The organism is Aquirufa sp. (assembly GCF_044377215.1).
Taxonomy (GTDB): domain Bacteria; phylum Bacteroidota; class Bacteroidia; order Cytophagales; family Spirosomataceae; genus Aquirufa.
The window spans coordinates 1-20510 of sequence record NZ_JBILJM010000038.1; the positions used below are offsets into that span (position 1 = coordinate 1).

Here is a 20510-nt window from a genome sequence, read left to right on the forward strand (position 1 = left end):
TCGCAAGCACAGGACCGATTAGTGTATGAAGATAAGCGCAATGGTCAGCGATTCCATACGGTAAGTACATCGGATGATGAGAAATTCGCTTACCTAACGATTAGTGACCGCGGCAAGGGTTTAGATGGAAATGCGCTTTGGTTTATTCGAACAGATGTGGTGGGTGATGTATTTCGTCCGATTGTTGCGGAACCATCCCAATTTCATTATTCGGTGGTAGACAATGAAGGCGATCGATTGATTTTGCAAACAAATGACGGTGCGCCCAATCAAAAATTGGTCGAAGTAAATGTAGCTAAGCCTGAAAAGTCGAATTGGAAACCACTCATTCCAGAGCGACCAGAACCCTTGCAATTTGCATCTACGGTTGGGAATCGTTTGTATTTGACCTATTCCAAAGACGTAACCTCGCGTACATTAATTTACAACTATAATGGTGTTGCCTTGGGATCCGTTCGTTTGCCTGGACTTGGAAATGTAAGTGGTTTTCAAGGAGAGAAGGAAGATACGTTTGCTTTCTTTACCTATTCATCCTTTAACTTTCCGCCCACAGTTTATAAATACGAGATCGCTCAAAATACCAGTAAGGTATTCCAAAAGCCAAAATTGGCTTTTAAGCCTGAGGACTTTCAAGTCCTTCAGAAGTTCTATACAAGTAAAGACGGTACGCGTATTCCGATGTTTATTGTAAGTAAAAAAGGGATGGCGCTCAACGGCAAAAACCCAACGATCCTACACGGATATGGTGGGTTTAACATCAGCTCTACACCTAGTTTTACGGCTAGCCTAATGGCTTGGTTGGAAAAAGGCGGCGTATACGTGTTGGCCAATTTACGTGGCGGCAGCGAATATGGAGAAAAATGGCATGAGGCGGGCATGAAGCTTAACAAGCAAAATGTATTTGATGATTTCATTTATGCAGCCAAGTATTTAATACGTCAGAAATATACTTCCGCATCATATTTAGCCGCTTCTGGCCGGTCAAACGGTGGATTATTGGTGGGTGCAGCTATTAATCAGCATCCTGAATTATTCGGGGTGGCTTTACCCGGCGTAGGTGTTATGGACATGTTGCGTTTTCAGAAATTCACGATTGGTTGGAACTGGATAGCTGATTATGGTTCTAGCGATAATGCCGAAGAATTTAAGGTATTACGTAGTTATTCACCTTTGCACAATATTGAGGCGAAGGCTTATCCTGCAACTCTGATTACCACAGCAGATCACGATGATCGCGTGGTGCCTGCGCACTCATTTAAATATGCAGCGACCTTGCAAGAGAAAAACAAAGGGAAAAAACCTGCCATTATTCGGATTGATACAAACAGTGGTCATGGTTCCAGCAATACCGCGAAGTTGATCGAATTGACCGCTGATATGTATGCGTTTGCTTGGGCAAATATGGGTAAATAATAAACCCCGAGCGTTAGCTCAGGGTTTGTTTCTTAGACGGATTTAACATGTTCCCCAGACCCCAAGGCCTGGGGAAATAAACTAATCAACCTTAATTCTACGTACAGCTCCATCTGCACCTTGGCTTACCCGAATGAAATAGACACCAGCTCCTGCTTTCTTGATGTCTACTTGACCCAAATAGTCGCCTTGAAAATCTTTGATTTGCTCATTAGCTAATTCCTTGCCATTCACATCTAAAATTGAAATGTTCACATTTCCTTTTTCAGGGGCATTGAATTTAACGCTGATTTTACCATTAAATGGTTTGTTTGGTGTTGCTTTTAATCCGTGAATCGTTTTTGAGGCTTGATCTGCCAAGATGCCCTTATGAATGCGTTTGAATTCACGTCTTTCAATGCCTGGACCATCTTTTCTCATTTCTTCTGGACCTCCTTCTCCTCGGAAGATCATCACCTTCGGCTCTTTTCCATGAAAACGTGAAGCGCCTGCTGCATGTGTGGCCATTCCTGGCCCTACGCGGCGAATAATCACACGCTTATCTGGCCCGCCTTCTGATTCTTCTTCCATTTTTCCAATGATGATTTGGCCTGGTTGATCAGCCATCCGCGAGTGACTTTTATTTACATCTACACGAACAATTTTTTTCTTTCCACCTGAGGTAGAAATATTGATGTCTAATGAATCACTTAACTTTTTGATTTCGGCATCAGCTTGATCTAAGTCGCTAAATTTTTTCTCAATGACACGTTCTTTGCCATTTTCGTTGATAATGATTTTAACCGTGGCTTCTTTTTTTTCTTGTGCAAAAGCGGCAGTGGAAATACATGCGGCTAACGCTGTGATGAATAGGTATTTCATGTGTTTGTTTTTTAATGCGGAGCAAACTTACAAAATGCCGGGCAATGTTGATTGTTAAGATATGTTAAGGCCACTTTTTTGCTCGGTGCATTTTGATAAATTTGTGCTTTGTAATTTTTATTACCCATGACCCAATCAAAAATCAGGTGGATTATCGGCTTCATGACCCTCGCTTTAGTGGGCTTGATAGCTTTTCAGGCCTATTGGCTTGGGTTTATGGTTGAAACAAAAAAAGAACAATTTGCATCCGATGTGCAAGACGGTTTGGCACAAGTCGTACGGAAGTTGGAAAAACAAGAATTAGTCATGCTCGCCCAGCGGCATAAAACGTTTGAAAGCCAGCAGCAGAAATTGAAAGAACTTTCTGCCAAATTAGCCGCCAAACCTAAACCCGTCATCAAGCCTAAGCAGGAAGCTTTAACTGAAGATATACATCCCGAAGTAGCGTTTGTTGGCCCCGAAGGAATCGCGCGCAGCCTAAGAGGCTCGATTCATAATGAGGTTCGTTCCGATATCATGTATGTTCGAAAGTCATTTTTATTACCCAACGGCCAAATTGCGGAGATAACAGAGGAATATCGTGTCGACGTTGACCCCGAAATGGAAATTCAAAGGCGATTACAGGAGGATCAACAACTTTCCGAACTATTTGCACCCAGACTTCAGAAGCGGTTGAATAACATAAAAAGGAGGTTTAAAAACAGAAAAATGGTTGTTTCAGTGGATACTCGATCTCCGAAAAAGCCTAAAACTCCAGTTGATTCATTCGCCAAAAAAGATGTCGACAAGGTGATTCAAAAAACTGCTCTAGCCAAAGAAGTTTTCGCGGATTATCTATTTAAAGAACGACCAATAACCGAGCGCTTTGAGCCGCGGTTTATCGATAGCCTTGTACGCAAAGAACTGGCAACTAAGAACATTCAATTAAATTATGATTTTGGCATTGGGCCAGCTACTCCTAAAAAGTCCACCGACTGGATTTATGCCTCCAATGCAAGTATAAAAAAGCAAAAGACACAATTTGCCGCCGCGTTATTTCCGAATGATTTACATGCCTCAGGCCAATTTTTACATATCAATTTTGCGGATACCAATGGATTTATTTGGCAGACAATGGGCTTGAATCTAATGGGTTCTGGTGTCTTGCTTCTCATCATGATTGGCTGTTTTTACATGGCGATGATGACCATTATCAAGCAAAAGAAATTGGCTGAAATCAAAAATGATTTCATCAACAACATGACGCATGAATTCAAGACACCTATTTCAACGATTTCATTGGCAACACAATTGATTCAAGAGGAACCGCAAGCCGCGAAAAGTGAATCAATTTTAAGGTATTTAGGGATTATAAAGGATGAGAATATTCGCTTGGGCCAACAAGTCGAACGCGTATTGCAAACGGCTCAAATGGAACGCGAGGAAATCGTTCTAAAGAAAAAGTTAGTAGATGTGCATGCGTTAATTCAGCAAGTGTCCGACATGAATGCACCGCTGCTTCAGACACATCAAGGATCGTTGATTTTGCATCTAGATGCGGAGCAAAGCCAGGTGATGGTAGATGAGGTACACCTGAGCAACGTGCTAAATAACTTATTGGACAATGCCATTAAATACAGTCCCGAAGCGCCACTGGTTGACATTCAAACCCGATCTAATAGTCAAGGTTTGTATATTCAGGTTCGCGATCAAGGGATGGGCATCCAAAAAGAGGCACTTTCGGCTGTTTTTGAGCCTTTTTATCGGGTGCCTACCGGTAATGTGCACAATGTGAAGGGTTTCGGTTTGGGCTTGAGTTATGTGAAGAAAATTGTGGAGGCGCATGGAGGTAGCGTGCAAGTGAGCAGCAAATTAGGCGTAGGTAGTACGTTTGAAATAACTATACCAAATGGCACAAACAACTGAAATTTTATTAGCAGAAGATGATCCCAACCTGGGATTATTGTTGGCCGAATTCTTGAAAAAGAAAGGTTACGGGGTAACCTGGGCTCAAAACGGAGACGAAGCTTTGGATTATTTTGTCAAAGGCTCATTCGATTTGTGTGTTTTGGATGTGATGATGCCTAAAAAAGATGGTTTTTCATTAGCCAAAGACATTCGCGCTACACACCTCGAAGTTCCGATTATTTTTTTGACTGCTAAAGCGATGGAGGAAGATACGCTTCAAGGCTTTAAAGTGGGAGCGGATGACTATTTAACCAAACCATTTTCCATGGATGTTCTGGTGGCTCGGATGGAGGCGGTGCTGAGGAGAACGAAAACAGATAAGGTAATTCCAAGTTTGGCGGAGGAGATTAGCTTAGGTGAATTTGTGTATTGGCCGCTAAAAATGAAATTGATTCGTGCTGGAATTGAGCAAAAGTTTACCCCTAAGGAAAATGATTTGATGAAATTGTTGTGTGAAAATTTAGGCCGACCGGTCAGTAGGTCGTATGCATTGAAATTGATTTGGGGAGATGATACGTATTTTAATGCGCGGAGCATGGATGTTTACATGACCAAATTGCGCAAAATGCTAAAAGAAGACCCTCGTGTACAATTAGTGAATTTGCACGGCGAGGGTTTTCGATTGAGTATTGAAGGAATTAGTTAATGTGGGTGTAGCCTGTATATGGAACTAAAACCGCTGGTATTTTGATTCCCTCTGGTGTCTGATTATTTTCTAAAATTGCAGCTACGATACGTGGCAATGCCAATGCAGAGCCATTTAGTGTATGGCATAAGATTGATTTTCCGTCTATTTTAGTCCGTAGTTTCAAGCGGTTTGCTTGGTATGTTTCAAAGTTTGAAACCGAGCTTACTTCTAACCAGCGACCTTGTGCGGCTGACCAAACTTCCATGTCATAGGTAAGGGCAGACGTGAAGCCCATATCGCCACCACAAAGGCGTAATACGCGGTACGGTAATTCTAATTTCTGTAAGATACTTTGTACGTGCAAGGACATTTCCTCCAATGCGGCGTACGAATTTTCTGGCTTTTGAATCTGTACAATTTCGATTTTGTCAAATTGGTGTAAACGGTTTAAGCCTCGTACGTGTGCTCCCCAAGATCCTGCCTCGCGGCGGAAACAAGGTGTATGGCCTACGTTTTTAATTGGTAATTCTTTTTCATTAACGATTACATCCCGATATAGATTTGTAATGGGAACTTCGGCTGTTGGGATTAAATACAAACCTTCTGCTTGGGTCACATACATTTGGCCTTCTTTGTCGGGCAATTGCCCCGTGCCAAAACCCGAATCTTCATTAATCAAGAGGGGCGGTTGGATTTCGTAATAGCCTACTCTAATGGCTTCGTCTAAAAAGAAATTAATTAGTGCACGCTGTAAACGGGCTCCTTTTCCTTTGTAAACAGGAAAACCGGCACCCGTAATTTTATTTCCTAAGTCAAAGTCGATGATGTCATAGTCTTTAATTAGGTCCCAATGCGGCTTGGCGGCTGCATGCAGTGTCGGGATGTTGCCCCAGTTTAATACGACTTCATTGTCTTCGGCAACTTTTCCTTCTGGTACTGAACTATGTGGAAGGTTTGGAAGGGTAACTAATAAGTCGGTTAATTCCTTTTCCGCTATTCGCGCGGCCTCCTCCATAGCTTTGATTTCACTTTTCAGCGCAGCTGTTTCAGCGCGTTTTCCTTCAGCTAATTCTTTTTGACCAGATTGCATAAGCGCACCAATTTCTTTGGCAGCTGCATTGGATTTTTCAAGCGCTTGTTCGGCTTGTTGGAGCAAAGCTTTCCGCTTATCATCCATTGCCATAAGCTGAGCCACGATTTCTCCAGCATCTTTTACATGCTTTTTCGTTAAACCAGCAATCGTAAGGTCCGTGTTTGTCCGGATAAATGGAATCGTTAGCATGGTGTTCGTTTAGAAAAGTCCTTCGTTTAATGCGTTTAAGGCATCATTTTTATGTTTGGCATCTACAAGAAGTGAGATGTTATGCTCAGATGCCCCATATGAAATCATGCGAATCGGGATATTTTTTATCGCATCCAACACCTTGATGGCGATACCTTCTTTGTCGGCCCAGAAATTACCCACAATACAAATTATCACTTGATCTCTATCGGGATCCTCTAACTCAGCAAATTCGCGTAATTCGCGCATAATGGCATCTAAGTTAGCGGTCTGGTCGATGGTGACAGATACGGAAACTTCAGACGTGGTGATCATGTCAACTGGCGTCTTGTATTTTTCAAAAATCTCAAAAACACGTTTTAGAAATCCGTAGGCATTCAACATCCGTGTTGAGTGAATGTAGATAGCGGTAATGTTATCTTTGGCGGCGATGGCTTTTATTTCAATGTCTGTCGACTTTTCTGAAATTAATGTACCAAAAGCACTTGGCTCCATCGTATTTTTCAATCGAACCGGAACCCCTTTAAGTTTCGCCGGTGTGATGGTGCTTGGGTGTAAAATTTTCGCACCGAAGTACGCAAGTTCAGCCGCTTCAGCGAACGATAATTCCCGAATCGGGAATGTGTTTTTCACGATGCGTGGATCGTTGTTGTGCATGCCATCGATATCCGTCCAGATTTGAATTTCTTCTGCTTGTATGGCTCCACCGATTAATGATGCGGTATAATCTGACCCTCCACGCTTTAGGTTGTCTACCTCTCCAGCTGGGTTGCGGCAAATAAATCCTTGCGTAATGAAGATTTGCTTGTCTTTTACGGGGGCAATGGTTGCGGCTAATTTACGTTCGATGTCAGCCATGATCGGTTCATTATCTTCGTCGATCACCATGAAATCTAACGCGGGCAATAAGGTTGAATTGACACCCTCTTCTTGTAAATAAGCTTCGAAAATTTGGGTGGACAACAATTCACCCAATGCCACCATCTCTTTCTCTTGTTTAACCGTATACGGAACCGTTGCGATCAGACTATCAATGAATGAAAATTCTTTTTCAATGATGGCTTGAGCTTTGCCTAAGCCTGCTGGGCTTTGGTAAAGTTGGTGTATAAACGCATCATAGTGGGCGCGCAATTCACTTGCTTTAGCCTTTGCCTCCGCTTGATTTTGAGCGATTAAAGATTCTGAAATGGATAGTAATGCATTCGTAGATCCCGATAGAGCAGATAAAACCACGATTTTCGGCTTCCCGTCCGCTGTGATCAATTGACGAATTGATTGCATTCTTTCTGGTTTCCCTACGGATGTACCTCCAAATTTCCAAACTTGCATTATCGTATATTTTTAGTTTAGGGCTAACATTTTAATGGCGGTAATGGCCGCCTCATCTCCTTTATTCCCATGTTTTCCACCTGCACGATCCATGGCTTGCTCCTGGGTATTGGGCGTTAAAACGCCAAAAATAACGGGTTTATTGTATTTCAAGCTAACATTGGTCACGCCATCTGCTACTGCTTGGCAAATAAAATCAAAATGGCGCGTCTCCCCTTGAATTACACAGCCTAAACAGATCACCGCGTCAATATCTTCGCGTTGTGCGAATTTCTGTGCACCTAGGCTAAGTTCAAAACTGCCTGGTACTTGCGCGCTAACGATGTGATTTTCTTGAACACCATGTTTAAGCAATGTATCAAAGGCTCCCGTGTATAGCGCGCCTGTGACCTCGGTGTTCCATTCGGAAACAATTATAGCGAATCGTTTTTGGCTGACATCCGGAAGATTGGCAGTTGAAAAATCGCTCAAGTTTTTTAGCGCTGAAGACATGGGTTGGGCTTAAAAAAATAAAGGATAAAAGCGTTTGCTCTTATCCCTTCATTTCATTATTTAATATGTTTTTATTCGGAGATAGAGCTTTCTAGGAGCGCTTTGTATTTCTTTGCAGGAACCGATTCAGCTGACTGCGGATATTTTTCCGTAATTTCTGTATAGGTCGCTAATGCCTCTTTAGGTTGTTTATTAGCCTCTTGTGCATTGGCTAATTTTAATAAATAACCAGGGGAGAAAAATTTATTTGGCTTATATTCTGCTGCTTTCTGATAAAACTCAATGGCATCAGTATAAGATTTTTTCTCTGAGTAGGCATCGCCAACAAGCGATAGAGCGCGTGCTTGAACTAACAAATCGCTACTTTTAAAATTCTTTAATTTCTCAATGGCTTGATCGTATTTTCCTTGCTTAATCAAGGTAATACCTAAGTATAAATCTGCCAAATTTTGCGCGCTTCCACCAAATTCATCTGAAACTTTAGCCAAGTCTTTTGCTGCTGTAGCTAATGAATCAGCCTCAAATGCGTAAACCGCTTTGTATAATTTTTTCTCTCCTTCGGCTGATTGGTTGTTCTGGTACCAGCTAAATCCGAAATAGCCTACAATTGCAGCGATAACTACGATAATAGCTAGGATTGCTGAGGATTTATTATTTTCAAAAAATCCAGTCACCTTCGTTAATTCTTGCTGAAGTGCTTCTGGGCTTTCAATAATTTCAATCGATTCTTTTGTTTCTTTCTTTGCCATACGACTAATAAATTCTTTTTAAAGGACTGCAAAATTATAAAATCTCTGCCATTAATATCAATATTAGCGGAATCTTTTGCTTTTTATTTTCCAAATTGTGAGTAAATGTGGGTAAATCATTTGTTTAGAAGTTAAAATATATCCTATGGCATTCAACCGCCCAGATCAATTCAAGAAACTAGAAGCACCGTTTGACTTGTGTGTCATCGGAGGAGGCGCAACTGGAGCAGGGGTTGCATTGGATGCAACACTACGTGGATACCGCGTTTTATTACTCGAAAAGGGGGATTTTGCTGCACAAACTTCGTCTAAGTCAACAAAACTTGTGCACGGAGGTGTGCGGTACTTAGAACATGCAGTAAAGAAACTAGATTGGCAGCAGTTTAAAATGGTGTATAAAGCGTTGCATGAGCGCAAAGTATTATTGCAAAACGCTCCTTTTTTGGCGCATCCTTTGGCTTTATTAACTCCATGTTATACTTGGTTTGATCGTATTTATTACCGCATTGGCATGTGGGTATATGATCAAATTGCAGGAAAAACGAATTTAGAGCCAAGTAGCGGGTTAAGTCCATCGCGAATGCGGTCCTTATGTCCTAATTTGGAAATGCATCATGTCCGTGGTGGTGTTATGTATTTTGACGGGCAATTTGACGACGCTCGCTATGCGTTGGCAATTTTACAAGCAGCAGAGGTTGCGGGGGCTTGTGTGTTAAATTATGCGGAACTTACCTCCTTTGTGCAATCACCTAGCACGCTGCAAATTGAAGAAGTTTGTTGGACAGACGTAAAATCAGGTCAAACATATCAAATCCCAATTAAAGCGGTTATTAATGCGACAGGGCCATTTACAGATTATGTGCGTGCTTTAGCTAATCCAACTTTAATGCCACGGATGAAAGTGAGTCGCGGGGCTCATATCGTTTTGTCGGCAGATTTCTGGCCAGGAGCGACGGCCTTGTTAATTCCTAAAACGGATGATGGTCGGGTAATCTTTGTTATACCATGGCGCGAATATGTGTTAGTGGGGACCACCGACGACCCGGATGATTTATCTGAATCACCTGAAATTTCGCCCGAAGAAACAGATTATTTGTTGGATTATTTTAATCGATATTCAAAGAAAAAAGCGCTAAAATCTGATGTGAGTGCTACGTTTGTGGGCCAAAGACCATTGCTTCAAGCTACATTAGCTAGTAATTTAGCAACCGAAACGAAGTCGCTAGTGCGCGATCACGAAGTTGAAGTGGACGGTCGCAGTAAACTAGTGAGTATTATGGGTGGAAAATGGACAACATATCGGGTGATGGCAGCTGACACGTTGGATGAGTTGGAGCGTGAAGTTTTACACCAGTCGGCGAGTTCTTGTCAAACGCAGGATCATGTGCTTATGGGGGGGCTCGAACGTGAAAAACCACGCTTTATTACCGAGACGGGCAGTTTGCCTGCGGATATTCAGTCGCATTTGTGGTCAACGTATGGTTCACAAGCGTTTGAGTTGTTGGCCGGTGACCTAACCCGTTTACATCCGGAATTACCTTATGTAGTTGGGGAGCTTGAATACGTACAGAAAAATGAGATGGCGACTTGTTGGGACGATGTCTTAATCCGTCGCTGGGGGATTGGTTTACGGAACGAACGTTTGGCGGAGGAGATTAGGGCCAATAAAAAAGAGGCTTTCGCCTCTTAATTAATATTCGTCTTCGTTGAAAAAGAAGTCATCTTTCGTTGGATAATCTGGCCAAATTTCTTCGATGCTTTCGAAGGGTTGTCCGTCATCTTCTAATTCTTGTAAATTTTCAACTACTTCCAAAGGTGACCCTGTGCGGATTGCGAAGTCAATTAATTCATCTTTAGAGGCTGGCCAAGGCGCATCTTCTAAATAGGAGGCAAGTTCTAGTGTCCAATACATATGATTTGTAATTTTAGTATTTCAAATTGATCTGTGTGCAAAAGTAAAATAAAAATATATTTATAAAAGATTTATTTTTTAAATTTTGAATAAATATCTAAAAGCCTTATTTAATGCGTTTATTCGCCTCTTTTTATGAAAAATAATCAAGAAATTGCTGTCGAAGTTTGTGCCTATTCTCTTTTCTCTTGTTTGGCAGCTGATCGGGCGGGTGCGAATCGGGTTGAACTTTGTGCTTCGCCATACGAAGGAGGGACGACACCGTCCACAGGTTTGGTCAAACAGGTATTAGCGCATACGTCGATTGAGGTACATGCCATGCTCCGACCAAGGGGCGGGGATTTTTGTTATGATGCGTCGGAGAAACAAACGATGCTTGCTGAAGCTTCAGATTTAGTAGCTGCGGGTGTACATGGTTTAGTTGTAGGTGCTTTATTGCCAAATGGTGATCTTGATGTCGCATTTTTAGCGGAAATAAAACGCATTGTGGGCGGTGTTGCGCTCACATGTCATCGGGCGATTGATGTGTCACGTGATCCTTTTGAAGTCATGGAAGGATTAATCCAATTGGGATTTGTGCGCATTCTAAGTTCTGGTCAAAAAGATAAGGCGATGGAGGGGATAGAGGCATTAGCCGAGATGGTCGAACGTGCGGATGGCCGGATTCAGATTATGGCAGGCAGTGGGGTCAACCCTCAAAACTGTGCCTTTTTTAAGCAAATAGGGGTCAATGCGATTCACTTGAGTGCGCGAACGGTTCGTAATTCAATGATGGAATACCGCAGGCCAGGGATTTCGATGGGCGGTGTTTCTGAAATTTCAGAATTTGAAGTAGCCTTTGCGAGTGAAGAAATCATCCGCCAGGCTATTCAGCAAATTCGTTCAAATTAGTTTTCGAAGAGATCTGTTACGACCCAATCCTCTTGGCGAATAGTTTCAAGTGAGATCAATTCAGCATGATTACGTTTGAAGGTCGGTATGTTAAACTCAACTTCAGATACTCCTCCATTGGCATATTGCATGACCATTTGATTAAATCGCTCATCTTCAGATAAATTTTCTGCTTCTAACGTGATGGGATTGCCTGGGATTAATTCTTGCGTTTCAAATTCTCCTTGTGAATACGGCTTGGATTTATTTCCCTTGAAATAATCATTGAACCCATCTTCCTCGTGCTCAAATCCAGCGGCAATTACAGTCAGATACAAACTTTCATTTAAGTCATTGTCTGTTGAATAGCCAAATTTAACCATATCAGCTTGCGCATAGATGCGCTCATTTAGGTAGTTAATGATCGTATTTTGTTCCTTCATTAACAAAGGACGTTTGCTGCAGGTTGAAACAGTGACCAAGATACGCTTCGCACCTTTAATTTCCTGCGAATTCAATAAGGGAGATTTTAGAGCCTCCTCAATCGCGTCTCCTGCCCGATTCTCACCTTCGCCATAAGAGGAACTCATCATCGCCTTTCCAGCGTTGGTCAATACTTTCTTCACATCCATGAAGTCGGTGTTGATATCGCCTGGTTTTGAAATTACGTCAACGACCGATTTAACGGCTTTTGCCAAGACATCATCTGCTTTCGAGAAGGCATCGGACATGGGTAAATTTTCGTAATGCTCGGCTAATTTATCGTTCATGACCACGATGACCGTGTCACAGAAACTTTTCAGTTTGTCGACTCCGGCCATTGCGAAGTGGATTTTATCACGTCCTTCCCATTTGTAAGGGGCTGTAACTACGGCTACGGTCAATAAATTTCGTTCTCTGGCGATTTCGGCAATTACAGGAGCGGCACCTGTTCCCGTTCCGCCACCCATACCCGCCGTGATAAATACCATTTGGGTATCATTTGATAATACATGCTGAATCTTTTCGCGGGATTCCAAGGCGGCTTGTCGGCCTACTTCCGGATCCGTTCCCGCACCTAAGCCTTGTTGGCCCAACTTTATTTTTGTCTGCACCGGATTAGAAGCCAAGGCTTGCGAGTCTGTATTGCAAATAATAAGGTCGGCACCTTTAATATCCATCTCTTTCATGTGCTTGACAGCATTGGAGCCGCCACCACCGATACCGATGACTTTGATGATAGATTTAAACGAGTTTTCAGGAATCATTTCCATATCGTGATCAAAAAAAGAAGGATTTGTAGTATTCATTTGTGTGAACAAAAAGGTCAATAAGTGCAAAAATACATTTTTTAATTATCCCCCCAACGCCATTCATTTCCTAATTCTAATTCGCGTCGTAAGTTTTGTTTGATGAAAAAGTCACGTGTTGAATAGAAGTCTAACTTTTTGGCAGGGAAAGTTGGGACATTACCTAATGCATACAACAACATGGCCGTATACTTAACATTGGTTTCCATTTCTGATTTATTAACTAAATCAAATGTGTCGCAATTCGCATGGTAACAATCTAGTACTGATCGTGTTAATTTTCCAAGTGGATCTGCGGCAGGAATTCCTTCCATTAAAAATGCTTGGTGGTCGGAATGTAGTCCTGCTGAATTGTGAATTTCATTCCCGAATTTCGCATCGATGGATTTGATTTTATCGCCAATTTCCTTCAGGATTGGGAGCATCTCATCGCGTCCGCCAGCATTAAATCCGTAGACATTATTGACCATGTCTAAATTAATCATGTAGACAATGTTGTCAATTCCCCCTGTGCGTTTTGCGCGTTCAATGTAAGCTTTGGAGCCTAACAAACCCTCTTCTTCGCCCATAAATGCAACAAATTCAATGGTGCGCTTGCTGGTCAAACCCAAGGCTTTGAATGTACGGGCGATATCTATGACTGAAAATGAACCTATTCCATTGTCAATGGCTCCAGTGGCAAGATCCCACGAGTCTAAATGGCCGCCGATAATGATTTTTTCGTGGCGTAATTTCCGACTTTCACCCTTTAAGGTTGCCACTACATTTCGTGCTTTTATCGGTTGGCTTACGTTATGCATTTCGATCATACTCAATAAGCCCGGCTGCTCCACGAGCCATTTGCGCAATTCAGTGCCGCTTTCAAGTGAAATACAAACCGCTGGAATTGAAATCAAATTACCCGTTACGGATGCCGTTCCCGTTAGTAAAACTTCTCCTTTGACCGTATTGACAAAGATGACACCTGTGGCGCCATATTGGATTGCTAAGGCTGTTTTCTCAGAACGATGTAGATTTCTTGTGCCGGCAGGGGCGTCCAACAAGCCGATATTTGCCAGCACAACTTTTCCCTTTACGAGGTCTTTTTTAGCAGCAAAATCTGTATCTAACCCATTGCCACAGTCTATGATTGTTCCTGTTACGTTTGCTTCTACTGGGGTTAGGGCTAAGGCAACAACTTTAATATCTCTAAAGTCATCTGATTTGGGAGGGGCTACAGATAGGGTAACGGTATCGCGCGCCCAGGCCTCTACTTGAAAGCCTTCATATTTTGTGTCTCGAAATCCGTAACTTTTAAATAATTGATAGGCGAATTCCTCGGCTTTTTTGCCATTTGCACTTCCTGTTAAGCGATGGCCAATTTTTTTACAGGCATCACCCAAGGTGACATAGGCTTTTGAATTTTGATCGACCTCTTCTTTGATACGCTTGAAAACAGATTCCAATGATTCTTCTCCACCTAAGGGAACGGAACTTGTGGCCAATATTCCAATGGAACTAAATACTAGTAGGAGTATAATTTTTTTCATACAAGGAGTACAGAGGTTACCAATTTGTCAATGAAATTAATGCATTTACTGGGAAATTGCAAAAGGAATTAAGGTAAGGGACAAGGGCTTGTCGTATCCCCTTTTCGGGTTAGCTGTTTACACCAAAATGCCTTCTCTTTCTCCGGTATGGGTTTTCCTTCATAAAACGCATTAATGCGGGCGATGGCTTTCGCGGAATCTGCTTGATCGAGGTCGATTAACACTTCTAATACGATGAAACGCATGGCAATTTGTTTGACAGGAATACCTAATGTCCCTAAATCTTTTTTGATGGATTCGATGCGTTCAGGGCTGTATTTGCGTGCCCGACTAGCAAAAATGCTCGACATTAATGTGTTTTCAGCCATTTGCTTCACCATAGCTGTGTCATATTTGGCATAATATGTAAGCAGATGATTAATGAAATAACTAAAGATTGGATTATCAGAATCTAGCATGGCTTTTTGAATCAACAAAAAATTAAGTTCGGATCCGTAATTTTCCACCGCTTCTGATTTTGCATAGTCGTTGACAATAGCCATATTTTGTATCGTATCCATCGTCACACGGGTGTAAAAAGCGGTGGAGAGTAATAGGTCTGGTTGGCGATCGCCCGCTTGGTAGCGCGCCAACTTCGCTGCATCGCGCTGTTTGGGATCTGTGGCTAGCTGTAATGTCTTCAGAATTCCTGGCACGGAATTCAATTCTTCGCCCATAATTTCTACATGCCACGTTTTACCTTCGGGTGAGAGGATGATAAATGATGGAGTTGAGGGGATATAGATTTTTTGCTTCCGCAAGAATAGGCCATTTTCGCGTTTGGAAAGATCTAATTGATAGGCAAGAAAGTTTTTGTCTAAATAATTTTTGATGATTGGGCTACGTAACGTTTTGTCGTAGGCCAAACAATGCGAACATGTGGGTAGAAATGCTTCTAATAAAATCGGCTTTTTTTCTTTGATTGCGCGCTGAAAAATTGCTTCAGGGGTTTCCCATTTTTTGAAGGATGGATTTTGGCCAAAGCTTGCGAGTGAAATAGTAACTAAAAAACCAATGATTGAAAGCGTACGAGTCATCTTTAAATTTTTTTTCAAAAATACATTATCCTGCCCAATTTTCTCTATCTAAATTTCGATACGTGATGGCCTCGGCCATGTGTCGTTGGTTTATATCTAATTGGCCTGCCAAATCCGCGATGGTTCGGGCTACTTTTAGGATTCGTTCGAACGCGCGCGCCGAAAGTTTCAATCGATTCATCGCTTGCTGCAAGAGTTGTTCTACCTCAGGATTCAATGGGCAGAATTGATATGTTTGTTGGCCCGTCATCCCTGCATTCGCATGCACATCCGCAAAATCTAAAAAGCGATTATGTTGTATTTTTCGCGCAAGGATAACCCGCGCTCGAATTTTCTCGCTGGATTCGGCTATTTCGGCGGAGCGGATTTCATCAAACGAAACTGGACTAACTTCGATGTGAAGATCAATTCGGTCGAGGAGTGGCCCCGAGATTTTATTCAGATAGCGTTTAACTACTTCCTCTCCGCAGGTACAATCTTTGCTGGGATGGTTAAAATAGCCACAGGGGCAGGGGTTCATGCTGGCGATCAACATAAAATTAGCGGGGAATGCAATGGACCATTTAGTCCTAGAAATCAGAACGTGGTGGTCTTCGAGTGGCTGGCGCATGACTTCCAAGGCATGCCTTGAAAATTCAGGCATTTCATCGAGAAATAAAACGCCGTTATGAGCTAAGGATATTTCGCCAGGTTGTGGATTGGAACCACCACCGATTAATGCCGTAGCTGAAATACTATGATGAGGAGCGCGGAATGGGCGTTTGGAAATTAGGTGTGAATTTTGGACGATTTTTCCGGCAACGGAATGGATAATGGTCGTTTCCATGGCTTCATCTAGGCTAAGTGGAGGCAGGATGCTTGGTATACGTTTAGCAAGCATGGTTTTCCCGGCACCTGGCGGGCCGATGAGAATCAGGTTGTGTCCACCGGCAGCAGCTATTTCAAATGCGCGTTTCGCGACTTTTTGGCCGTGAACATGGGCAAAGTCGAGCTCGTCATCATACGCATGAATGTTTGTTTGTGTTGTGGGAAAGGGCTTGTGTACTGTTTTCCCGCGTAGAAACAAGACGGTTTCTTGCAGAGTTTCCATCCCGAAAACGTCCATTCCTTTAATCATGGCCGCCTCCATGGCATTAGCTCGGGGCAAGATAATTTTGGTGAATCCTTGTTTTTTGGCTTCCATCACCATCGCTAATGCCCCTTTGATTGGTCGAAGCACTCCATCTAAGGCCAGCTCGCCCATGATAACAAAATTAACTAATACCTGCATATCCACTTGTTCAGAGGCATGCATGATGGAAAGCGCGATGGGAAGGTCATACGCGGAGCCCTCCTTTCGGATATTGGCTGGGGCCAAATTGATAATTACTTTTCTGCGTGGAAAGAAGCACCCCATGTGTTTAATGGCAGATTCGACTCGGAGAATGGATTCTTTAATTGTGGAATCGGGGAGGCCTACTAAAAAGCATTTACTACCTTGGCCAACGTTCGTTTCGATGGTAATTAGGGCGGCAGAAATACCAATAACGGACATGCCATACGTTTTTGCGAGCATCTTTTTTTTACCAAAACTACATGGCTGTTCGCGGAAAAACGTTGTTTTTTAATCAGTTACTTGGACAATTTCTGCGTTTACCAAGAACTTGATTTTCTTACCCATGGGTAGGGCTAGATTATTTGGGATATGTCCAGCAGGGAAATTAAATGCAATGGGGTAATTGTAGGCAGCGGTATGTTCGAGAATCATCTCTTCGACGCGTAAGCCTATAGTTAAACTAGCTTCCTTGCAATCTGTAAATCCACCAATAATTAGTCCGGCCAAGTCGGCTAAATACCCTGCTCGCTTTAATTGAAGTAATAAACGGTCTACATGGTAGAGGCGTTCGCCCACTTCTTCAATGAATAGAATTTTGCCTTTTGGATTGGGAAAGCTTTCACTCCCAATCAAGTGGGTGAGCAATGAGAGGTTTCCCCCAATGATACTTGCCTCTGCTTTTCCGTGTCTATTTAATGGATGACTTGTGGTACTACTATGTGTACGACCTTCGAAAAGTAAGGTACGTAGGTTGGCCAATGCCCCTTCTCCACCTTTTTGGCAGAAATTATTGGGCATGGGTCCATGAATGCTTGCAATCGAAAAGGTATCAATATGGCAAAGTAGTGCGGTGATGTCTGAGAAGCCAACGATCCATTTGGGGTGTGCGCGAAATTTCGTAAAATCCAACCCGTCGAGGAGTCGGCTTACCCCATATCCCCCGCGCAGTGGAAAAATCGCTGCGATGCTCGGGTCGTCGAGCATTTGTTGCAGGTCCGAGCGGCGTTGCTCATCTGTTCCGCCCAGACCAAAGTGCTCGGCCAAATAGTGATCACCCAATACAATATCAAGTCCCCAATCGGATAAAACTAGGAGTCCTGCTTTCCATTGATCGGATGTGGGATGTGAGGCAGGTGATATAATGCCTACACGATTTCCAGGTTTTAATAGTTGGGGTATTTGAGACATGCTGTTATTATAGGAATACGACTTCTTGAATAAGATCGGAATGGGCGTATTTATTTATCAATTCGATCATTTTGGCTTTGGCCATCATGAGTTCTTTTTTGAGTGGAGCACTGTCTAGTGTGAGAAACAGTTTGCCGTTTTTGATGTACATTTTTTGTGTTCGAGCGGCAATTGGTTTGCCCATGATTTCTTCCCAATGGGCGACAATATAAGTTTCGTCGTATTGACCTTGCAATTTATAGACACGTAATAGCGATTCGATGGCCTCTTTTAGAGGTTGACTTTCACTTTTGCGGTGAGCGGCACGCGGGCTTTTGGGGCTAAAAGGGGAGTCCATTTTTTCAAGGTTACCCGGCAAAGGTATGTTTTTTGGTACTATTTGAGGTCAATATAGGTCGATTTTAATTTTTTTTAATTTTTTTTTCAAAATTTAATTCTCAAAAAAGTACCCTATAAAGGGCCTATTTTTGATGAAAATATTAAGATAATACAATAGCCATTTGTTTGGGTAAAATATTTTAGGTGTTGGGTGGTTTGGGGCATGTAAAAAATAAATTAGAATTGCATTACTTTTGCTTGTACTGAAAAATACAACGGCAGTAAAAACTATGAAAACTACTCCGCCTTTTTTCAACAAGTTTTAGTAGCAAAAAAATAATTCTTTAACCCCAAATTACCAAACTAATGAGTACACAACAACCAAAGCCAGCTGCTAAGCCAGCTGCAACCGAAAAAAAATCTGGCGGTATTTCTGCAGGTTTAATTCTAATTGTCCTATTTGCTATTGCGATTGCAATCTACAGTCTTGTAATGGGAGACGGTTCTCACTTTGAAGGTGGAACGAATGAAGGACACCCACTTCCAGGTGACTACTTTGGTGTAGTTTATAAGGGTGGAGTTATTGTGCCAGTTTTGATGACTTGTTTCTTAACTGCATTAACATTTTCAATTGAGCGTATGTTTACAATCGGTAAAGCCAAAGGAACTGGTGATGTAAATGCATTCGTTCGTTCAGTACAAGCTGCTTTAGACAAAGATGATGTTGAAGGAGCTTTAAAAGCTTGCGACAAGCAAAAAGGTTCAGTAGGTAATGTTACTTTAGCTGCAATCAAAAAATACAAAGCGTTAATTTCTGATTCAGCTTTGGATAAAGAGCAAAAATTAGCTGCATTGAGCAAAGAAGTTGAAGAAGCTACTTCATTGGAATTGCCAATGTTAGAGAAAAACTTGACTATCATCGCAACTTTAGCATCGGTATCAACTTTGATCGGTCTATTAGGAACGGTAATTGGTATGATCAAGGCCTTTGCTTCATTGGGTAACTCAGGTGGATCAACTGATTCATCAGCGTTAGCGAATGGTATCTCTGAGGCCCTAATTAATACGGCATTAGGTATCGGTACTTCAGCGATCTGTATCATTGCATACAATGTATTTACAGCGAAAATTGATGAGTTAACTTATAGCATTGATGAAATCGGCTTAAGTGTTAATCAAAATTACGCTACGCATCACAATTAATATTTGAACTGATTTAGGGGCTTTGCCCTTTCATTCAATTTTATTCACTGTTCAAAAAAATAATTGTTATGCCAAAAGTTAAAGCTAAACGACAAAGTGTTTCACTCGACATGACGGCGATGTGTGATGTGGCTTTCCTTCTTTTGACGTTCTTCATGTTAACCGCGAAGTTTCGTCCTGAAGAGGCAGTTACGATTACACCACCATCATCTATCTCAGAGAAACCTTTGAGTATGAAAGATGGGATGCTAATGGTTAGTGTTTCACCAGAAGGAGGCGTTTATTTGGCAACTGATGATCAGCAGGCAAGAGAATTTATGTTAGAGCGCATGGCTAATCGCTATGGAATCGCTGTAACGGCTGAAATGAAGAAGAATTTTATGTCTTCGGAAATTGTAGGCTATCCTCTTGGAGCTATGCGTCAGGTGTTAAATATGAAACCTGCAGATGCTAAGAAGTTAAGTAAGGGAATTCCAATTGATTCAACCAATAACGAACTTTCGTATTGGGTGGGTTACGCGAAATTGTCTAATCCGGAGATGAAAGTTGCTATTAAAGGAGATAAGGAGTCTAATTATAAAGTATTTGCTGATATTATCGGCACTTTACAGGCTCAGAATATCAATATCTTCCAACTGGTAACTGGTCCGGAAAATAAACCGAAATAAGTTTTCATTTTTAATTACAAACAGAAATGGCAGAAATAGATAGTTCCGGTGGCGGGAAGAAAGGCGGGAAAAAGCGGAGTAAGAAAATGTCGACCAAAATCGACATGACACCTATGGTGGACTTAGGCTTCTTATTGATCACTTTCTTTATGTTAACGACTACGTTGGCAAAACCCGTAACCATGCAATTAAATATGCCTGATAAAACGGATACAAAGGAAACATCACCAGTTAAATTATCGGAAACACTAACCGTGTGTCCGGATGTTGACAAGGTGTATTATTACCAAGGTATTCCTACGGAAGCAGGTACAGTAATGCAGGTGACCAACTATTCTGAGACAGGCATTCGCAAAGTAATTGCGGATCTTAAGGCGAAGGTTGGTAATAATTTTACCATCGTTATCAAGCTCACTAAAAAAGCAAAATATCGGAATATGA

20 protein-coding genes are annotated in these 20510 nt (G+C 42.0%); 8 read left to right on the plus strand and 12 right to left on the minus strand.

From position 1 onward, the window contains the following. The coding region (locus ACIQ6T_RS09980; protein ID WP_395785959.1) for a prolyl oligopeptidase family protein at nucleotides 1-1413 on the plus strand (1413 nt) is incomplete at its 5' end. A gap of 81 nt (nucleotides 1414-1494) precedes the next feature. On the opposite strand, the gene ACIQ6T_RS09985 is transcribed toward ACIQ6T_RS09980, so the two are convergent. Further along, nucleotides 1495-2274 (minus strand): T9SS type A sorting domain-containing protein, encoded by a 780-nt coding sequence (locus tag ACIQ6T_RS09985; RefSeq protein WP_395785961.1) that lies wholly within the window; start codon nucleotides 2272-2274, stop codon nucleotides 1495-1497. Between the two features lie 126 nt (nucleotides 2275-2400). On the opposite strand from ACIQ6T_RS09985, the gene ACIQ6T_RS09990 reads away from it, so the two are divergent. After that, a complete protein-coding gene (locus tag ACIQ6T_RS09990) occupies nucleotides 2401-4179 on the plus strand; it encodes a sensor histidine kinase (protein WP_395785963.1) in 1779 nt (592 codons plus the stop codon). Then, nucleotides 4163-4867 carry a response regulator transcription factor gene (locus ACIQ6T_RS09995; protein ID WP_395785965.1) on the plus strand — a complete coding sequence of 235 codons (705 nt, stop codon included), beginning with the start codon at nucleotides 4163-4165 and terminating at the stop codon, nucleotides 4865-4867. Before ACIQ6T_RS09990 ends, ACIQ6T_RS09995 begins: the two co-directional genes overlap by 17 nt. Here the strand turns inward: ACIQ6T_RS09995 and serS are convergent. The 4 genes from serS to ACIQ6T_RS10015 all read right to left on the minus strand — a co-directional run bounded on the left by serS (nucleotide 4860) and on the right by ACIQ6T_RS10015 (nucleotide 8701). Then, nucleotides 4860-6131 carry a serine--tRNA ligase gene (serS, locus tag ACIQ6T_RS10000; protein WP_395785967.1) on the minus strand — a complete coding sequence of 424 codons (1272 nt, stop codon included), beginning with the start codon at nucleotides 6129-6131 and terminating at the stop codon, nucleotides 4860-4862. The two genes, ACIQ6T_RS09995 and serS, sit on opposite strands and share 8 nt — an antisense overlap. 9 nt (nucleotides 6132-6140) lie before the next feature. Then, nucleotides 6141-7460: an aspartate kinase gene (locus ACIQ6T_RS10005; protein ID WP_395785969.1), complete on the minus strand. Its 1320-nt coding sequence runs from the start codon at nucleotides 7458-7460 to the stop codon at nucleotides 6141-6143. Nucleotides 7461-7472: 12 nt separating this feature from the next. After that, on the minus strand, nucleotides 7473-7952 hold the full coding sequence (ribH, locus tag ACIQ6T_RS10010) for a 6,7-dimethyl-8-ribityllumazine synthase (protein WP_395785971.1): 480 nt from the start codon (nucleotides 7950-7952) through the stop codon (nucleotides 7473-7475). Nucleotides 7953-8023: 71 nt separating this feature from the next. Further along, nucleotides 8024-8701 carry a tol-pal system YbgF family protein gene (locus ACIQ6T_RS10015; protein WP_395785973.1) on the minus strand — a complete coding sequence of 226 codons (678 nt, stop codon included), beginning with the start codon at nucleotides 8699-8701 and terminating at the stop codon, nucleotides 8024-8026. A gap of 145 nt (nucleotides 8702-8846) precedes the next feature. On the opposite strand from ACIQ6T_RS10015, the gene ACIQ6T_RS10020 reads away from it, so the two are divergent. Beyond that, on the plus strand, nucleotides 8847-10391 hold the full coding sequence (locus tag ACIQ6T_RS10020) for a glycerol-3-phosphate dehydrogenase/oxidase (protein ID WP_395785975.1): 1545 nt from the start codon (nucleotides 8847-8849) through the stop codon (nucleotides 10389-10391). Here ACIQ6T_RS10020 and ACIQ6T_RS10025 read toward each other — a convergent pair whose 3' ends face one another. After that, entirely contained in the window at nucleotides 10392-10613 is a 222-nt protein-coding gene (locus ACIQ6T_RS10025) for a DUF2795 domain-containing protein (RefSeq protein ID WP_130895915.1), read from the minus strand. It lies immediately after the preceding gene. Nucleotides 10614-10748: 135 nt separating this feature from the next. Here ACIQ6T_RS10025 and ACIQ6T_RS10030 point away from each other — a divergent pair, with 135 nt between their 5' ends. Continuing rightward, nucleotides 10749-11504 (plus strand): copper homeostasis protein CutC, encoded by a 756-nt coding sequence (locus ACIQ6T_RS10030; RefSeq protein WP_395785977.1) that lies wholly within the window; start codon nucleotides 10749-10751, stop codon nucleotides 11502-11504. Here the strand turns inward: ACIQ6T_RS10030 and ftsZ are convergent. From ftsZ to ACIQ6T_RS10060, 6 genes are all read right to left on the minus strand, one after another. Continuing rightward, complete coding sequence (ftsZ, locus tag ACIQ6T_RS10035) at nucleotides 11501-12772, minus strand: cell division protein FtsZ (RefSeq protein WP_395785979.1); 1272 nt, start codon at nucleotides 12770-12772, stop codon at nucleotides 11501-11503. The two genes, ACIQ6T_RS10030 and ftsZ, sit on opposite strands and share 4 nt — an antisense overlap. A 41-nt stretch (nucleotides 12773-12813) precedes the next feature. Next, nucleotides 12814-14301: a M20/M25/M40 family metallo-hydrolase gene (locus ACIQ6T_RS10040; protein WP_395785981.1), complete on the minus strand. Its 1488-nt coding sequence runs from the start codon at nucleotides 14299-14301 to the stop codon at nucleotides 12814-12816. A gap of 68 nt (nucleotides 14302-14369) precedes the next feature. Then, nucleotides 14370-15377, minus strand: coding sequence for a hypothetical protein (locus tag ACIQ6T_RS10045; RefSeq protein WP_395785983.1), 1008 nt, complete (start codon nucleotides 15375-15377; stop codon nucleotides 14370-14372). Between the two features lie 25 nt (nucleotides 15378-15402). Next, nucleotides 15403-16932, minus strand: a complete 1530-nt coding sequence (locus ACIQ6T_RS10050; protein ID WP_395785985.1) for a YifB family Mg chelatase-like AAA ATPase — start codon at nucleotides 16930-16932, stop codon at nucleotides 15403-15405. 48 nt (nucleotides 16933-16980) lie between these two features. Next, nucleotides 16981-17880 carry an LD-carboxypeptidase gene (locus tag ACIQ6T_RS10055; protein WP_395785987.1) on the minus strand — a complete coding sequence of 300 codons (900 nt, stop codon included), beginning with the start codon at nucleotides 17878-17880 and terminating at the stop codon, nucleotides 16981-16983. 7 nt (nucleotides 17881-17887) lie between these two features. Then, the gene (locus ACIQ6T_RS10060) at nucleotides 17888-18238 is read right to left on the minus strand and encodes a DUF721 domain-containing protein (protein ID WP_395785989.1); all 351 of its coding nucleotides are present in this window, start codon (nucleotides 18236-18238) and stop codon (nucleotides 17888-17890) included. A gap of 326 nt (nucleotides 18239-18564) precedes the next feature. Here ACIQ6T_RS10060 and ACIQ6T_RS10065 point away from each other — a divergent pair, with 326 nt between their 5' ends. From ACIQ6T_RS10065 to ACIQ6T_RS10075, 3 genes are all read left to right on the plus strand, one after another. Then, nucleotides 18565-19401, plus strand: a complete 837-nt coding sequence (locus ACIQ6T_RS10065; RefSeq protein WP_395785991.1) for a MotA/TolQ/ExbB proton channel family protein — start codon at nucleotides 18565-18567, stop codon at nucleotides 19399-19401. Nucleotides 19402-19469: 68 nt separating this feature from the next. After that, nucleotides 19470-20069: an ExbD/TolR family protein gene (locus ACIQ6T_RS10070; RefSeq protein WP_395785993.1), complete on the plus strand. Its 600-nt coding sequence runs from the start codon at nucleotides 19470-19472 to the stop codon at nucleotides 20067-20069. Between the two features lie 26 nt (nucleotides 20070-20095). Then, nucleotides 20096-20510: ExbD/TolR family protein (locus tag ACIQ6T_RS10075; protein WP_395785995.1), on the plus strand; the 415-nt coding region annotated here is incomplete at its 3' end.

Coding starts and splice junctions, on each gene's coding strand:
- ACIQ6T_RS09985 (WP_395785961.1), bottom strand. CDS start 2,274: ATGAAATACCTATTCATCACAGCGTTAGCCGCATGTATTTCCACTGCC.
- ACIQ6T_RS09990 (WP_395785963.1), top strand. CDS start 2,401: ATGACCCAATCAAAAATCAGGTGGATTATCGGCTTCATGACCCTCGCT.
- ACIQ6T_RS09995 (WP_395785965.1), top strand. CDS start 4,163: ATGGCACAAACAACTGAAATTTTATTAGCAGAAGATGATCCCAACCTG.
- serS (WP_395785967.1), bottom strand. CDS start 6,131: ATGCTAACGATTCCATTTATCCGGACAAACACGGACCTTACGATTGCT.
- ACIQ6T_RS10005 (WP_395785969.1), bottom strand. CDS start 7,460: ATGCAAGTTTGGAAATTTGGAGGTACATCCGTAGGGAAACCAGAAAGA.
- ribH (WP_395785971.1), bottom strand. CDS start 7,952: ATGTCTTCAGCGCTAAAAAACTTGAGCGATTTTTCAACTGCCAATCTT.
- ACIQ6T_RS10015 (WP_395785973.1), bottom strand. CDS start 8,701: ATGGCAAAGAAAGAAACAAAAGAATCGATTGAAATTATTGAAAGCCCA.
- ACIQ6T_RS10020 (WP_395785975.1), top strand. CDS start 8,847: ATGGCATTCAACCGCCCAGATCAATTCAAGAAACTAGAAGCACCGTTT.
- ACIQ6T_RS10025 (WP_130895915.1), bottom strand. CDS start 10,613: ATGTATTGGACACTAGAACTTGCCTCCTATTTAGAAGATGCGCCTTGG.
- ACIQ6T_RS10030 (WP_395785977.1), top strand. CDS start 10,749: ATGAAAAATAATCAAGAAATTGCTGTCGAAGTTTGTGCCTATTCTCTT.
- ftsZ (WP_395785979.1), bottom strand. CDS start 12,772: ATGAATACTACAAATCCTTCTTTTTTTGATCACGATATGGAAATGATT.
- ACIQ6T_RS10040 (WP_395785981.1), bottom strand. CDS start 14,301: ATGAAAAAAATTATACTCCTACTAGTATTTAGTTCCATTGGAATATTG.
- ACIQ6T_RS10045 (WP_395785983.1), bottom strand. CDS start 15,377: ATGACTCGTACGCTTTCAATCATTGGTTTTTTAGTTACTATTTCACTC.
- ACIQ6T_RS10050 (WP_395785985.1), bottom strand. CDS start 16,932: ATGCTCGCAAAAACGTATGGCATGTCCGTTATTGGTATTTCTGCCGCC.
- ACIQ6T_RS10055 (WP_395785987.1), bottom strand. CDS start 17,880: ATGTCTCAAATACCCCAACTATTAAAACCTGGAAATCGTGTAGGCATT.
- ACIQ6T_RS10065 (WP_395785991.1), top strand. CDS start 18,565: ATGAGTACACAACAACCAAAGCCAGCTGCTAAGCCAGCTGCAACCGAA.
- ACIQ6T_RS10070 (WP_395785993.1), top strand. CDS start 19,470: ATGCCAAAAGTTAAAGCTAAACGACAAAGTGTTTCACTCGACATGACG.